The following is a 15,207-nucleotide window of genomic DNA, read 5'->3' as shown; positions in this document are numbered from 1 at the left end:
GCCGTCTCGACGAAGAGGAGCCACCGTTGTCCGCTCTGCCCCCCAGCGACCCCGCCACCGAGCTCGCCCCCACCGGGGTGATCACCGCGACCGAGCCGTTGCACGGCGACCCGCCCGCGAGCCCGCCGCCCACGTGGCGCACGCTGCCGGGCCTGCTCACCGTCGGCCTCGTGCTGTTCGGCATCTACGGCGGCATCGGGGCCATCCTGCTGCCGATGCAGGTCGCGATCATCGACGACGCGAACAAGGTGCAGAACCTCGCCATCGTCTCGACCGTGTCGTTCGTGTTCACGCTGTTCGCCCAGCCCATCGTCGGCGCGATCAGCGACCGCACCCGCTCCCGCCTCGGACGGCGCGCCCCGTGGATGGTGGGCGGCGCGCTCATCGGCGGCGTGCTGCTGCTCGGCATGGGCTTCCTCGACTCGGTGTTCTGGGTCGGCGTCTTCTGGGTCCTCATCCAGGTGGCGCTGAACGCCGTGCAGGGCCCGCTCTCGGCGATCACGCCCGACCGCTTCCCGCGCGACAGGCGCGGTGGCGCGAGCGCCATGTTCGGCATCGGCACCCAGGTCGGCATGACGCTCGGCATCATGGCGGCCGGCGTCTTCGCGGAGACCCTCGACCTCGGCCTCGGCTACGCCTCGTACGGCATCGCCATCATCGTGGTGACGGTCGTCTTCGTCGTCGTCGACCGCGACTGGTCGTCGAAGGAGGCCGCGGTCGAGGCCTGGAGCTGGAAGAAGTTCCTCGCGGGCTTCTGGGTCAGCCCCAGGCAGTACCCCGACTTCGCCTGGGCCTTCACCGCCCGTTTCGCGCTCATGCTCGGCTACTTCGTCGTCGTCGCGATGTCGTTCTACATGCTGACCGACTACGTCGGCATGTCGCTCGTCGAGGCCGGCCAGGCCACCGTCATGCTGACCCTCGTCTCGCTCGTGCCCACGCTCGCGGCGATCGCCCTCTCGGGCTGGTGGAGCGACAGGATCGGCAAGCGCAAGGTCTTCATCTACGTGTCGTCGGCGATCATGGCCGCCGGCTTCGTCGCCCCGATCCTCATGCCCGACATGACCGGCATGATCATCCTGAACGTGGTCAACGGCATCGGCTTCGGGCTGTACATGTCGGTCGATGCCGCCCTCATGACCGAGGTGCTGCCCGGCGGCGGAACGGCCGCCGCGAAGGACCTCGGCATCCTCAACATCGCCACCAACGTGCCGCAGGCGATGAGCGCCGCGATCGCCGGCATCATCATCACCTCGCTCGGCGGCTATGCGATGCTGTTCGTCTTCGGCATCGTGCTCACGGTCGTCGCGGCGATCGCGACGGCCCCGATCAAGAGCGTGCGTTAGGAGATCCACATGTCGCACACCCCTGCCCGGCCGGGCACGAGCACCGAGCAGGATGCCTCCGCGGCATCCCCGTTCGTCGAGGTCGACACCCTCGGCGGCCGCGTGCGCGGCCGGTGGCGCCCGACCGTTCGCCACGCAGCCGACGCGAGCGGAGGTCGCGGTGCCGCGCGGTCGGCGGCGTTCCTCGGCATCCCGTTCGCCGAGGCGCCGGTCGGCGAACTGCGGTTCGCGGCGCCCGTGCCGAAGGCGCCGTGGGCGGGGGTGCGCGACGCCCTCGAGTTCGCGCCGACCGCGCAGCGCGGCGATCCCGGCGTGACGCTCATCCCCGAGCCGAGCATCGAGGGCGACTCGACGCTGAACGTGAACGTCTTCACCCCCTCGCCCGAGCGCCCCGCCGAGGGCGACGCCGGCCTGCCCGTGCTCGTCTGGATCCACGGCGGCGGCTACTTCGCGGGCTCCCCCGCGAGCCCCTGGTACGACGGCCGCAACTTCAACCGCGACGGCGTCGTCACCGTGACGATCTCGTACCGTCTCGGTTTCGACGGCTTCGGCTGGATCGCCGACGCCCCATCGAACCGCGGCGTCCGCGACTGGCTGCTCGCACTCGAGTGGGTGCAGCAGAACATCGCCGCGTTCGGCGGCGACCCGGCGCGCGTGACGATCGCCGGCCAGTCCGCCGGCGGCGGCGCGGTGCTCACGCTGCTCGGCATGGAGGCGGCGCAGCACCTCTTCCACGGGGTGTACGCGATCTCGGGCGCGACGGCCGACGTGACGCCCTCGCGGGCCGAGGCGCTCGGTCGCAGGGTCGCCGCCGAGCTCGGCGTCGAGCCGACCCTCGCCGGGTTCCGATCGGTGAGCGAGGAGCGCCTGATCGAGGTGCAGAAGTCGGCCACCGCGCTCGAGGGCCCCGACGCCATGAACGACCTGCTCGAGGTCGGCCTGCAGCTCGGGCCCGCGATCGACGGCGAATTGCTGCGCCGTTCGACGATCGACTCGTTCGCCGCGGGCGTGGGCGCCGACAAGCCGCTCGTGCTCGGCGCGACCGACGACGAGTTCGCGATGGCCCTGCTCGATGCGCCGAAGGCGCTGCGGTTCGTGCCGAAGTCGATGCTGCTGAAGAGGTCGGGCCTGTCGAAGTCCCAGGTGCGCCCGTACCTCGACGCCAACCGCGAGGTCGCGAAGCACGGCAACGCCAGGCTGCTCGGCCGGCTCATCACCGACCGCATGTTCAAGGTGCCGATGCTGCGCGCCGTCGCCGCCCGCGCGGCGGCGACCGGCGCGGCGGAAGGGCCCACGGGCGGCACGTGGCTCTACCGCTTCGCCTGGCCCAGCGGCACGTTCGGCTTCGCCGAGCACTGCCTCGACGTGCCGTTCTTCTTCGACTGCCTCGACGGCCCCGCGATGGTGCCGCTCGCCGGCCCGAACCCGCCGCAGGCGCTGGCCGACGAGCTGCACGCGGGCGCGGTCGCGTTCGTCGTCGGCGGCTCGGTGCCGTGGGCGCCCGTGGGCGCCGACCCGCACGCGTACCCGACGCGCGTCTACGACACCCCGTCGATCGTGGCGGACGACGGCTACGCGAGCGTGCGCCCCCTGCTCTGACGCCGAGCGGGCCGGATCGATCGGCCGGACATCCGTTCACGCGACGCCGGTTCCCCCTCAGCGATGAGGGGGAACCGGCGTATCCGTTCCGAAGACCGAGCCCCGGCACCAGGGCGAGCACCCGCCGGTGCCCCCGGCGGCGCGCACCGCACGGTACGAAATGCCCCCCGAACGGGGTACGTGACCGCGTGACCCGAGCCGAGCATGCTTGCGAACATGACCGCGGCCGGCGAACATCCCGTACCCACCACCACCGGCCCGCTCGACGAGGTGCACCGCGCGCAGTCGGCCCGGCTGCTCGATCACCTCGTCGTGCACGGGCCCGCGACTCGCTCGGAGCTCGCGTCCGCGACCGGCCTCGGCCGCGGCACGATCGCCGGGCTCACCTCGCGACTCCTCGACTCGGGCGTGCTGCGTCCCGGAGCGTCGGGCACGGCGGGCGACGGTCGCGCCGCCCCGCTCACCCTCGCGGCCGCCGACCACGCGCTCATCACGGCGATGCTCGGCACCGATGAGGCGATCGCGACGGTCGCCGCGCTCGACGGCACCGAGCTCGCCCGATTCACCGAGCCGCTCACGATCGAAGCCGACCCCCTCGAGCTGCTCTCGACCGTGCTCTCGAGGTCGATCGGCCGCGCGCAGCGCGGGAAGCATCCCATCGCCGAGGTCACGGTGCTCGCCGGCGGCGCCGTCGTCGGCCGGCCCGCGATCGTCGTCGCCGACCCCCGCCTCGGCGCCGAACCGCTCGACCTGCTCGGGGTGCTGCGCGGGTACGCCCCCGCGTTCGCCGACGTCGAGTCGTCGCTCGCGCTGCCGGTCTCGCTGCGCCCGGCTGCGGCCGCGGCCGTCGCGGCCGAGCACTCCGAACTGCCCGGCATCGACGACGTGCTCTACATCGTCGGCGACGACGCCCTCGCCGCAGCGACGATCTCGGGCGGACGCCCCATGCCCGGCGCGCACGGGCTCGCCACGGGCTTCGCCCACCTGCCCGTCGTTCCCGGCGGGGTGCGCTGCGAATGCGGCCAGCAGGGATGCCTCGTCACCGTCGCCGCTCCCGAGCGCATCGTCGAACGTGCCGGCCTCGCCGACCTGGCTGCCGAGCAGGGGCAGCTCGCCGCGCTCGCGGAGCTCGTCGCCGGGGTGCGGTCCGCCGACGACCGCGCCCGTTGGTCGTGGCTCGACGCCGCCCACTGGGTCGGTCGGGCGCTGCAGCTCATGGTGCCGACCCTCGACCCGACCGTCGTCGTCGTCGGCGGCTACTGGGGGCAGCTGATCGGCGACATCGACGCCGCCTTCCGGGCGAACCGGCCGACGCTCGGCGGCGGTGCGCTCGAGGCGATCCCGACCCTCTCGCCGAGCCGTGTCGGCGGCGAGGCCGCACTCGTGGGGGCCCGCCTGCAGGCCCGCGAACGGCTGCTCGCCGAGCCGCTGCTGCTCGCCGGCTGAGGGCTCGGCGCGCTCAGCGCGGGGGTCGGCGGAACCGGCTCGAGATGCCCCAGCCGGTCACGCGCAGCATCGCCTCGACGACGATGCCGGCGCTCATCTTCGAGCGACCGCGCTCGCGCTCGACGAAGGTCACGGGCACCTCGACCACGGTGAGTCCGGCCTCGCGGGCGTGCCACAGCATGTCGACCTGGAAGCCGTAGCCGCGCGTGTGCACGTCTTCGAGCCTGATGCGCCGCAGCGCGTCGGCGCGGAACGCGCGATACCCGGCGGTCGCGTCGCGGGTCGGCAGCCGCAGCACCCAGCGCGCGTACGCGCTGCCGCCGCGCGAGAGCAGCTGACGGCGCCGGGGCCAGTTCTCGATCGCCCCGCCCGGGATCCAGCGGGAACCGATCACGAGGTCGACGGGTTCGCCGGCCGGGTCGGTGCCCGCGAGCGCGGCGAGCAGCGACGGCAGCTGCTCGGGCTGGTGCGACCCGTCGGCATCGAGTTGCACGACGGGGTCGAACCCGTGCCCGAGCGCCCAGTCGAAGGCCTCGAGGTAGGCGGCGCCGAGCCCCTCCTTGCCGCCGCGGTGCAGCACCTGCACCGCGGGGTCGGCGGCCGCGAGCTCGTCGGCGAGCACCCCGGTGCCGTCGGGCGATGCGTCGTCGACCACCAGCACCGAGGCATCGGGAACCGCCGTGCGCACCCTCGCCACGATCGAGGCGAGGTTCTCACGTTCGTTGTACGTGGGAATCACCACGAGCGGTCGGGACATCCAGAGAATCGTAACCGGTGCGGGCGACCCCTCACCGCACTCCGGCCATGAGCTTCAGCACCCCGCGGCTGCCGAGCGCGAGCGCGGCGCCGAGCACGATCGCGATGGCACCCAGGACACCGAAGTACGTCACCTGGTCGACGACCGTGTAGAACTCGGCGAGCAGGCCCGCGATCGACGTGCCGAGCGCGATCGACAGGAAGAACAGCGCCACCATCTGCGTGTGGAACCGCCGCGGTGCGAGCTTCGTCGTGACCGACAGCCCCACGGGCGAGAGCAGCAGCTCGGCGACCGTGAACACGAAGAGGATGAGCACCATCCAGAGCAGCGGGGTCGAGCCCTCGCCACCGCCCGCGAACGGCAGGAACAGCAGGAATGCGACGCCCATGATCATCGTGCCGAGCGCGAACTTGACGGGCGTCGACGGCTGCCGGTCGCCGAGCTTCGTCCAGATCGCGGCGAACACGCCCGACAGCACGATGATGAAGATCGGGTTGATCGACTGCACCCACGACACCGGCATCTCCCAGCCGAACAGGTCGCGGTTCAGCTGCTCGTCGGAGTAGATCGTGAGCACCGTGAACTGCTGCTGGTAGAGCGACCAGAACGCCACGCTCGCGATGAACAGCGGGATGAACGCGAACACCCGGCTGCGCTCGGTCGACGAGAGGTGCTTGCTCGCGAGGATCACGATGAAGTACGCGACGGCCGCGGCGATCGTGCCGCCGATCACCCAGTTCACGAGGTTCGTCGCGGTCACGAGACCGGTGAGCACGAGCACGGCGACGAGGATGACGGCCGCCACGGCGATGCCGATCACGAGCCCGATGCGGTCGCGCGGCAGCGGGTTCGGCACCACGGATGCCTCGGCCGGCAGCTTCTTGCGGCCGAACGAGTACTGGATGAGGCCGAACGCCATGCCGGCCGCGGCGAGCCCGAAGCCCCAGTGGAAGCCGAGCGTGGTCTGCGCGAGCCCCGTGAGGATCGGCCCGAGGAACGCGCCGAGGTTGATGCCGAGGTAGAAGATCGAGAAGCCCGCGTCGCGACGCGGGTCGTGCTCCGAGTACAGCGTGCCGACGACGCTCGTGGCGTTCGCCTTCAGGCCGCCCGAGCCGAACGCCACGAGCACGAGCCCGACGCCGACCCCCCAGAAGCCCGGCAGGAACGCGAGGGCGAGGTGGCCGGCCATGATGACGCTCGCGCTGTAGAACAGCACCCGTTCGCTGCCGAGCAGCCGGTCGGCGATCCACGCGCCGAGGATCGTCGAGAGGTAGACCGTGCCGCCGTAGGCGCCGACGATGCCCGCCGCAGCGGTCTGGTCCATGCCGAGCCCGCCGTCGGCGACCGAGTAGTAGAGGTAGAGCAGCAGGATGCCCTGCATGCCGTAGAAGCTGAACCGCTCCCACATCTCCACGCCGAAGATGTGGATCAGCGGTCGCGGCTGCCCGAAGAATCCGTGGTCGCCCCGGGTATCGCGTTCGCCGCCGTCGGTCACACCCGGCTCAGGCGGTCCGTACTCCCCCGGGGCAGGTTCGGTGACACTGCCCATGCGGGTCACCCTACTCCCCACCCGTCGAGCGGGTTGAGGAGCGAGCGCAGCGAGCGTCACGAGACCCCCGGGGGTCCTCCCCCGTGCGACGTCGCCTTCCACGTGCCACCATCGAATGGGGGCTGGGAGACACCGTGCCCCGAGGAGAAGGCATGATGACGCGCACCACCCGGACCATCGCATCCGCCGTCGCGGTCGCGGCGACCGCACTCGTCGCCGGGTGCGCCTGGCTGGCGCCGGTCGAGCGGTTCAGCGACGACGCATCGTTCGACGAACCGGTGCGCGCGATCGAGATCGACGATCCCGACGGTGCGGTGAGCGTCGAGGGCGGGTCCGGTTCCGGACCCGTCACGGTCGAGCGCACGGTGTCGTACCGCGGCGAGCGCCCGACCCGCGAGACCGCCGAGGTGCGCGACGGCGTGCTCGTGCTCGGCGGCTGCGGGCGCAACTGCTCGGTCGACTACACGGTGTCGCTGCCGGCAGGCGTCGAGGTGCGCGGCTCGACGTCGAACGGGTCCATCGAGCTCACGGACGTGTCCGACGTCGACGTCGAGACGAACAACGGACGCATCGAGCTCGACGAGGTGTCGGGCACCGTCGCTGCGCGCACGAGCAACGGGCGCATCGAGGGTCGCGGCCTCGCCGGCGCCGGAATCCGCGCCGTGACCTCGAACGGGGCGATCGACCTGCAGCTCGAGACCGGGCAGGAGGTCGAGGCGCGCACGTCGAACGGGGCGATCGACCTCGCCGTGCCGACCGACGGGGCGACCTACCGGGTCGAGACCGACACCTCGAACGGTTCGGTCGACGTCGACATCGACGACCTCGCCGACGGCGAGTTCCTGCTCGACCTCTCGACGTCGAACGGGGCCATCCGCGTCGTCGGCCGGTGACGCGGCCCGCAGCGGCTGCCGCTTGCCACGGCGTGCAGCCTGCGGCATCCTGAGCAGACCCGGCGGCCTGCCGGCCGAACCCGGAGGTCGCGTGGACGGTTCCGAGCACGACGAACGGCGGCGACGCCTGCAGCGGATCGCCTACGGTGCGGATGCCTCGCCCGAAGAGCGGGCGGCCGCCGAGGCGGAGCTGCTCGAGCTCGCGGACGTCGCGGCGCAGGCGGGCGAGGCCGTTGCCGCTGCCGCCGGCGCCGATGCCGACGTCTCGCCGGGCGGCGTCGATCCCGACGCGCCGTCCGACGCGATCGACGCCGCCCCGTCACCACGCTCGACGCGGTCGACCGCGCGCTGGGCCGTCGTCGCCGGGGCCGCCGCCCTCGTCGCCGGCCTTGTCGGCGGTGCGAGCCTCGGCCCGCTGACCTCGGCGATGATCCCGGAAGAGCCTGTCTCGCCGGGCATCATCGACGCGGGCGATCCGCGCTCCGGCAGCGCACCCGACGCCGAGAGACCCATGATGATCGGAGCAGCCGAAGCCGCCACTGCCACGGAGGCCTACAGCATCATCCGGCGCGACCCGCAGCCGTCCGACGAACTGCCCGCCGATATCGTCTCGGGGTCCGAACTCGATGCCATGAGCAGCCGGCTGCTGGTCACCCGCTCGGACGGCGCCGCGGCGTATGCGGTGACGAAGGGCGCCGATCTCTGCCTCGTGATGGTCATGCCGAACGGCGGCGCCGGAACCACCTGCACCTCCGACGGCATGCTTCCGGCGACCGGCCTGCAGGTCACCGTCGGCTACGAGGACTACCCGCCGATCACCGCTTTCCTCAATCCCGACGGCACGGCCGGTTTCGGAGCGGTCGTGCGACCGGAAGCCGAGTAGGCCCGGCTCGACGCCATGCGTTTCAGCCGTTGCGGGCGTCTCGCCAGGCGAGCCAGCGCTTCACCGGCCCGAGGTCGTAGTCGGGGCCGTCGACCCCGATCGTGAACAGTCGCACGCCCTGCGCGTAGAGCGCGTCGGCGTGCTCGACATCGACCCCGTGACGGTCGAGCTCGTTCGAGACGGTGATCTCCGAGACATCCCGGCCGACCTCGTCGCCCCACCGACGCAGCACGTCGAGCTTGTGGGCGAGCTCGTCGGGCGCGACGAACGAGTGCCAGATGTCGGCGTGCTTCGCGACGAGCCGCAGCGTCTTCTGCTCGCCCTTGCCGCCGATCATCACGGGGATGCGCCGGGTCGGCGCCGGGTTGAGCTTCGCCCAGCGCGCCTCGATGCGCGGCAGCGCCCGCGCGAGGTCGTTCAGCCGTGACCCGCGGGTGCCGAACTCGTAGCCGTACTCGACGTAGTCGCGCTCGAACCAGCCGGCGCCGGTGCCGAACACGAAGCGGCCGACGCCCGTGCCCTTGGCCGAGATGTGGTCGAGGGTGCGGGCCATGTCGGCCTGCAGGTCGGCGTTGCGGTACGAGTTGCAGTTGACGAGCGTGCCGAACTCGATGCGCTCGGTCTGCTCGGCCCAGGCGCCGAGCATCGTCCACGCCTCGAAGTGCAGCCCGTCGCGATCGCCGTGCAACGGGAAGAAGTGGTCCCAGTTGAACACGAGGTCGGCACCGAGCTCTTCGAGGCGCAGCACGGCATCGCGGATCGCCGGGTAGCGGGCGTGCTGGGGCTGCAGCTGCACGCCGAGGCGCGCACGATCGTCGTAGGGCATGCGCCCAGCCTACGACTCGGGTTGCGGTTCAGCCGGTCAGGGGATGACCACCTCGACGCTCACCGTGTCGGCCTCCTGCCCGTAGTCCTGCACGTCGGCGTCGAGCACGAGGGTCGTGCCCGACTCGAGGTACTCGAGCGCGTACTCGATGGACGGCAGGTCGGCGGCGATGCCGTCGTCGTCGGTGCGCTGGTACTCCCACTCCTCGTCGCCCGTGAGCACGAGGGCGACGGGGTAGATCGTCGCCTCCGGGTCGGGCGTCATCGCACCGTAGGTGCCCGACTCGTCGACCACGTAGAAGTCCTCTTCGAGGACCGAGCCGTCGGCGTCGACGACGATCGAGAGCAGGGCGTCCTGGTACTCGTCGTCGTCGGGCGCGACGTATTCGAGCGGCACGTCGATCGTGCGGTAGCCGGTCTCGTCGTCGGTCGTGATGTCCTGGTAGACGGCGATCTCGCCGTCGCCGTCGCTGAGCGTGAGGTAGGTCAGGTCGTACCGGGCCGACACCGACGCCTCGTCGTCGCCCGCCGTGAGCGCGGCCGGCATCTCGGCGAGGTAGACGAGGTCGTCCCCGTCGCGGTAGCCGACCGAGACGGTCGAGCTGATCACCGCCGCGGCCGATGCCGGCGGCAGGTAGGCCGTGAAGGCGACGCCGTCGTCGTCGAACGCCACCTCGGTCGCATCGTCGCCCGTCTCGAACCGCGCGCGTACGTCGTCGGCGAGCCGGCTTCCGCTGTCGAAGAACGCCGACAGGGCGTCGGGCCACGCGGGCACGTCCCGCAGGGAGTAGTAGTCGTCCGAGAAGTACGCCTCGACCTCGGGGAAGTAGATGGAGAGGCCCGATGCCGAGTCGGTCGCCGGCCCGGTCGTCTCGTCGAGCACGAGCGCGTCGAGCGACTGCGCGACCGCCTCGGCCGCGGCGGCCACCTCGGGCCCGCCGGTCTCGGCGAGGCTCTGCACGTATCCGCCGAGGTCGATCTGGTTCGTGGCGAGCTCTGGGTCGGGGTTGCGGCCGAACTCGAGCACGTCGGTCTGCGCGGTCGCCATCTCCGGGCCGAGGCCGTCGGGATCGGCCTCGTAGACGTCGGCCAGTCCCGTGACGGCCTCCTGCACCCCGGCGACCTGGGCGAGGTCGAGCATCGCGAGCGTGATGTCGGCGCCCGTGCCCCATTCCTCCGCCTGTTCGGCGTAGCCCTCGATGAACGCCGAGCCGAGGTCGGTCGGGGTCGTGCCGGGGTCGTCGGCGAGCGTCGCGAGTTCCGTGTAGTTCCAGCCGTGGCCGGGCTCGAGCTCCTGCGATGCGACCATCACGCCGGCGTGCTCCGACATGACGCTCGCGACCTCGTACGTCGACATCAGGCACGCATCGAACCCGATGAAGTCGAGCGCGTCGATTCCTGCGCGGCCCAGTCCGTCGGTGAGGGCCGCGTTCATCTCGTCGAGGTCGAGCACGTCGTAGCCGTCGGTCTCGTCGGGCCCGATGCCCGGCCAGCCGGCGCCGTGGTCCCACAGCACGAGGCCGTACTGGTCGGCCGGGAACCGCGTCGTCGTGTCGGCGATGAAGTCCGCGAGGGTCTCGGGGGCGCCCATGTTGAGCTCGCCGGGCTCGTCGATGATCGCGAGGTGATCCTGCTGCACCTGGAAGGATACCGTGTCCTCCCAGTCGGCGAGGTCGACGGCCGGATCGGTCGTGTAGTCGGCGCTGCGGTCGACGAGCGCGACGATGTTCACCTCGTCGGTGGAGCCGACCGACGCCATCTCGGCGAGGTCGTCGAGCGCGTACGGCTCGAGGTTGGTGTCACCGATCATGTAGACCATGAACGTCCAGCTCTTGTGCTCGCCTTCGCCCTCGACGCCCGGCCCGGTCGCGACCGGCGTCGAGGACGACGAGTTGTAGAGCACCCCCACGAACATGACGAACACCGCGAAGATCGCCGCCAGAATTCCCCACCAGACTTTCGGCACCATGTCCCCCATCGTGGCGATGGCCGGGGGACGGCCTCAAGCGCGGCGCACGGGCGGGGCCGGATTTCACACAGATCGCACGACCCCGCCCGGCACGGCTACTCCTTCAGGTCGAGCATCGGGGTCGGCCGGCGGAAGCCCTTCGTGGCGATCGCGAGGATGACGACGCCGATGGCGAGCCACGAGAGGCCGATGATGAACGTGCGCGGCGACAGGTTCGTCCACAGCCAGACCGTGAGGCCGAAGCCGACGAGGGGCAGGATCAGGTTTCGCAGCACGGCGATGCCCGACCGCTCCTTGCGGTCGACGTAATAGTGCTTGATGACCGCCAGGTTCACCACCGAGAACGCGATGAGCGCGCCGAAGCTGATCATCTCGCTGAGCAGCGTCAGGTCGAACACGATCGCGAGCAGCGACACCGCCGAGACGATGAGGATCGCCACGTGCGGGGTGCCGAAGCGCTTGTTCAGGTGCCCGAAGACCGACCGCGGCAGCACGCCGTCGCGGCCCATCGCGAAGAGGATGCGCGCGACCGACGCCTGCGAGGTCAGGGCGGAGCCGAAGGCGCCCGCGACGAAACCGGCGATGAAGAGCGGCGTCAGCCACTGGCCGCCGACCGCCTGCACGACGTCGAACGCCGCGGTGTCGGCCGAGCCGAACTCGTTCGACGGGAACCCGATCTGGGCGCAGTACGCGAGCACGATGAAGAGCAGGCCGGCACCGATGGTCGTGATCATGATGGCCCGGGGCACCGTGCGGGTCGAGTCCTTCGCCTCCTCCGAGAGGGTCGACACCGCGTCGAAGCCGAGGAACGACAGGCAGAGGATCGCCGCGCCCGCGAAGAGCGGTGCGAAGCCCTCGACCGTGCCGTCACCGGTGAACGGAGCCAGCAGGTCGACGTCGCTGCCGCCCACCGAGGCGAAGACCAGCGCGACGAACACGGCGATGAAGATCACCTGCACGGCGATGATGACGAAGTTCGCGCGGGCGACCGAGACGATGCCGATGAGGTTCAGCACGGTGACGATCGCGATCGACAGCACGATCCAGACCCAGGGCGGAACGACGGGGAAGGCGGTGTTCAGGTACAACCCGAGCACCAGGTAGTTGATCATCGGCAGGAAGAGGTAGTCGAGCAGCAGCGCCCACCCGGCCATGAACCCGACGGCGCCGCCGAAGCTGCGCTGCGCGTACACGTACGCGGAGCCGGCGTACGGGTACGCGACCGCCATCCGCGCGTACGAGCGAGCGGTGAACACCATGACGACGAGGGTGATGATGTACGCCGCCGCCACCCGGCCGCCCGTGATCTGCGTCACGATGCCGTACGTGGTGAACACCGTGAGCGGCACCATGTAGGCCAGGCCGAACAGCGTGAGGGAGGGCACTCCGAGCACCCGCTTGAAGCGGCCCTCGGTGACCTGGGCGGTGGCCGACGTGGGTGAGATCAACGGCTCGGGGCCGGTCGACTGGGACATGGTGGGGGATCCTTTCGTGGGCGCCGCTACATTGCGGCGCGGTATCGGGGGCTTCCTGCGAGATAGGTGGCGCGGATGGGGAGGACGGGCAGTTCGCCCGGTTCGAGCTCGCGCGGGTCGCGCGCGAGCAGGACGAGGTCGGCGCTCGCACCGGGTTCGATGCGGCCCCACGGGGCGGATGCCGCGTCGCGGGCGTCGACGGCCGAGGCATCCCCGAACGCCTGGTAGGCGACCGAGGCCGAGTACGCGTCGAGCGCGCGGTCGACGGGGAGGATCTCGTCGGGGGTCCAGCCGCCGGCGGGAACGCCGTCGGCCGTCCGCCGGGAGGCCGCGATCGCGAGCCCGTCGAGCGGGGCGCCCGAGCTCACCGGCCAGTCGGAGCCGAACGAGAGCACCGCGCCCGACTCGTCGATCGAGTGCATCCGGTACTGGCGGTCGGCGCGCTCCCGACCGAGGCGGGGCACCGTGAGCACGGTCATGAGCGGGTCGAGCTGGGCCCAGAGCGGTTGCATGCAGGCGATGACGCCGAGCTCCGCGAAGCGGGCGAGGTCGGCGTCGTCGACGAGCTGGGCGTGGGCGATGACGGGGCGTCGGTCGCGCGGACCGTTGGCGTCGAGCGCCCGTTCGATGGCGTCGAGCGCCTGGCGCACGGCGGCGTCGCCGATGGCGTGGATGTGCACCTGGAACCCCGCCGCGTCGACCGCGCGGACGGCGTCGTCGAGATCACGACCCTGCCAGACCGACATGCCGTGCTTGTGCAGTGCCGAGCAGTACGGCTCGAGCAGCGCGCCCGTCTCCGACTCGATGACGCCGTCGGCGAAGAACTTGACCGTGTTCGCGGTGAGCAGCGGCGACCCGAGCGCCTCGACGCGGCGACGCGAGTCGAGCATGCGCGGCAACTGCACGGCGAAGCGGCGCGGGTCGGCGTAGAGCGCGAGGTTGAACCGCACGGGCAGCAACTCGTGCCGGGCGGCGTCGAGGTAGCTGTCGACGTCGCCGGGCTCGACCCAGGCGTCCTGCACCCAGGTGACCCCGTGCGAGAGGTAGTACTCCCCCGCGCGCTGCAGGGCGCGACGTCGCTCGTCGGCGGGCCGGGTCGGCGCGACGTCGAGCACGAGGTCGACGGCGCCCCACTCGCGCAGCGTGCCGAGCGGGCTGCCGTCGGCGCGGCGGGTGATCTCGCCGAGCACGGGTTCGGGGGTCGCGGCGTCGATGCCGGCGAGCTCGAGCGCCTTCGAGTTGACCCAGATGGTGTGGTAGTCGTAGGCCCGCAGCACGACGGGGCGATCGGCGACCGCCTCGTCGAGCCAGCGGGCGTCGAAGAGCCCCGCCTCGACGAGGGCCGGGTCGTACGAGGCGCCGAAGATCCAGGGCACGTCGGGGTGCGCGGCGGCGTACTCGCCGACGGCGGCCACGATCGCTTCGACCGAGCGGCAGTCGCGTACCGCCGGACCCTCGGCCTCGAGGCCGCCGAAGAGCGGATGGGCGTGGCCGTCGCCGAACGAGGGCATGAGGAACCCGCCGTCCAGGTCGACCCGCTCGAGATCGGCGGGCGAAGCGGCGACGACGGCCGCGGCCGCGGCATCCGCCTCGTCGTCGAGCGCGACGACGACGCCGTCGCGCGCGAGGAGCGAGCGCGACGTGGCCTCACCGGCCCCGCGCCAGATGGTTCCGCCGAAGAAATGGGTCGTGGTCAATGCACCGTTGCTTTCCGTGAGCCGCGTCCGCCCGCGTGTGCGGGCCGTACGAACATCGTTCATACGAACACTGTTCGTACCGAGTGCTGAGAGGTTACACTCTCCGCAGGGCGAACGGAAGATGCGGGGCGCAACATGTCGACGGTGAATCGCGAACAGCTCGTGCGCGTCGCGCTCGAGATCGTCGACGAGCAGGGCAGCGACGCGCTCACGATGCGCACCCTCGCGGGCCGCGTGCACCGCCAGGTCTCGTCGCTCTACAACCACGTCGGCAGCCGCGACGAGCTCATCGAACTGGTGCGCGCCCACATCGTGCGCGACATCGACACCTCGGCGTTCGGCGAGCACCCGTGGGACGTCGCCCTCGAGGCCTGGGCCCGCTCGTACCTGACCGCGTTCGCCGCGCACCCGAACCTCATCCGCGTGCTCGCGACGACGCCCATCCGCGACGTGTCGACGTTCGAGATCTACGACGTCGTCATCGGCGCGCTCATCGACGCCGGGTGGCCGATGCACCACGCGGTCGCCGTGATGCGCACGGTCGAGGCGCACGTGCTCGGCTCGGCGCTCGACATCGTCGCTCCGAGCGACATGCTCGACCAGGCTTCCGTGCCCGCCGAGCTCGAGATGGTGCACGCCGCCCTCGCGCCCGAGTACCAGGAGTCGACGAGCGCGATCGCCGCGTTCGAGATCGGCATGGCCGCACTGCTCGACGGGCTTCGCGCGCGGCGCGCGGCCGCGCTCACCCCGGTCGACTAGCGCAAGCACGAT

General features: G+C 71.4%; 12 protein-coding genes. 6 read left to right on the top strand and 6 right to left on the bottom strand.

Annotated features, from left to right (window positions below; translation table 11 throughout):
• The first annotated feature begins 26 nt into the window (after positions 1 to 26).
• From PX701_RS08495 to PX701_RS08485, 3 genes are all read left to right on the top strand, one after another.
• The gene (locus tag PX701_RS08495; RefSeq protein WP_275506033.1) at positions 27 to 1,343 is read left to right on the top strand and encodes an MFS transporter; all 1,317 of its coding nucleotides are present in this window, start codon (positions 27 to 29) and stop codon (positions 1,341 to 1,343) included.
• A 9-nt stretch (positions 1,344 to 1,352) separates the two neighbouring features.
• Entirely contained in the window at positions 1,353 to 2,942 is a 1,590-nt protein-coding gene (locus PX701_RS08490) for a carboxylesterase/lipase family protein (RefSeq protein ID WP_275506032.1), read from the top strand.
• 216 nt (positions 2,943 to 3,158) lie between these two features.
• A complete protein-coding gene (locus PX701_RS08485) occupies positions 3,159 to 4,388 on the top strand; it encodes an ROK family transcriptional regulator (protein ID WP_231429022.1) in 1,230 nt (409 codons plus the stop codon).
• 13 nt (positions 4,389 to 4,401) lie between these two features.
• Here PX701_RS08485 and PX701_RS08480 read toward each other — a convergent pair whose 3' ends face one another.
• Both PX701_RS08480 and PX701_RS08475 read right to left on the bottom strand, forming a co-directional pair.
• The gene (locus PX701_RS08480; RefSeq protein ID WP_231429023.1) at positions 4,402 to 5,145 is read right to left on the bottom strand and encodes a polyprenol monophosphomannose synthase; all 744 of its coding nucleotides are present in this window, start codon (positions 5,143 to 5,145) and stop codon (positions 4,402 to 4,404) included.
• 31 nt (positions 5,146 to 5,176) lie between these two features.
• The gene (locus PX701_RS08475; RefSeq protein WP_275506031.1) at positions 5,177 to 6,694 is read right to left on the bottom strand and encodes a peptide MFS transporter; all 1,518 of its coding nucleotides are present in this window, start codon (positions 6,692 to 6,694) and stop codon (positions 5,177 to 5,179) included.
• Between the two features lie 152 nt (positions 6,695 to 6,846).
• On the opposite strand from PX701_RS08475, the gene PX701_RS08470 reads away from it, so the two are divergent.
• Positions 6,847 to 7,587, top strand: a complete 741-nt coding sequence (locus PX701_RS08470; protein WP_275506030.1) for a DUF4097 family beta strand repeat-containing protein — start codon at positions 6,847 to 6,849, stop codon at positions 7,585 to 7,587.
• A gap of 91 nt (positions 7,588 to 7,678) precedes the next feature.
• A complete protein-coding gene (locus tag PX701_RS08465) occupies positions 7,679 to 8,470 on the top strand; it encodes a hypothetical protein (RefSeq protein ID WP_231429025.1) in 792 nt (263 codons plus the stop codon).
• A gap of 22 nt (positions 8,471 to 8,492) precedes the next feature.
• On the opposite strand, the gene PX701_RS08460 is transcribed toward PX701_RS08465, so the two are convergent.
• The 4 genes from PX701_RS08460 to PX701_RS08445 all read right to left on the bottom strand — a co-directional run bounded on the left by PX701_RS08460 (position 8,493) and on the right by PX701_RS08445 (position 14,436).
• Complete coding sequence (locus tag PX701_RS08460; protein WP_231429026.1) at positions 8,493 to 9,296, bottom strand: LLM class F420-dependent oxidoreductase; 804 nt, start codon at positions 9,294 to 9,296, stop codon at positions 8,493 to 8,495.
• A gap of 36 nt (positions 9,297 to 9,332) precedes the next feature.
• On the bottom strand, positions 9,333 to 11,264 hold the full coding sequence (locus PX701_RS08455; protein ID WP_231429027.1) for a clostripain-related cysteine peptidase: 1,932 nt from the start codon (positions 11,262 to 11,264) through the stop codon (positions 9,333 to 9,335).
• 95 nt (positions 11,265 to 11,359) lie between these two features.
• Positions 11,360 to 12,739 (bottom strand): APC family permease, encoded by a 1,380-nt coding sequence (locus PX701_RS08450; protein WP_275506029.1) that lies wholly within the window; start codon positions 12,737 to 12,739, stop codon positions 11,360 to 11,362.
• Between the two features lie 26 nt (positions 12,740 to 12,765).
• Positions 12,766 to 14,436 (bottom strand): amidohydrolase, encoded by a 1,671-nt coding sequence (locus PX701_RS08445; RefSeq protein ID WP_275506028.1) that lies wholly within the window; start codon positions 14,434 to 14,436, stop codon positions 12,766 to 12,768.
• A gap of 135 nt (positions 14,437 to 14,571) precedes the next feature.
• On the opposite strand from PX701_RS08445, the gene PX701_RS08440 reads away from it, so the two are divergent.
• A complete protein-coding gene (locus PX701_RS08440; protein WP_231429030.1) occupies positions 14,572 to 15,195 on the top strand; it encodes a TetR/AcrR family transcriptional regulator C-terminal domain-containing protein in 624 nt (207 codons plus the stop codon).
• The last annotated feature ends 12 nt before the right edge of the window (positions 15,196 to 15,207 follow it).

Source organism: Agromyces chromiiresistens, assembly GCF_029167465.1.
In the GTDB taxonomy this organism is placed as follows: Bacteria; Actinomycetota; Actinomycetes; order Actinomycetales; family Microbacteriaceae; genus Agromyces; species Agromyces chromiiresistens.
Note: the sequence above shows the minus strand (reverse complement) of the source record. Positions and strands in the feature narration are given on the sequence as shown.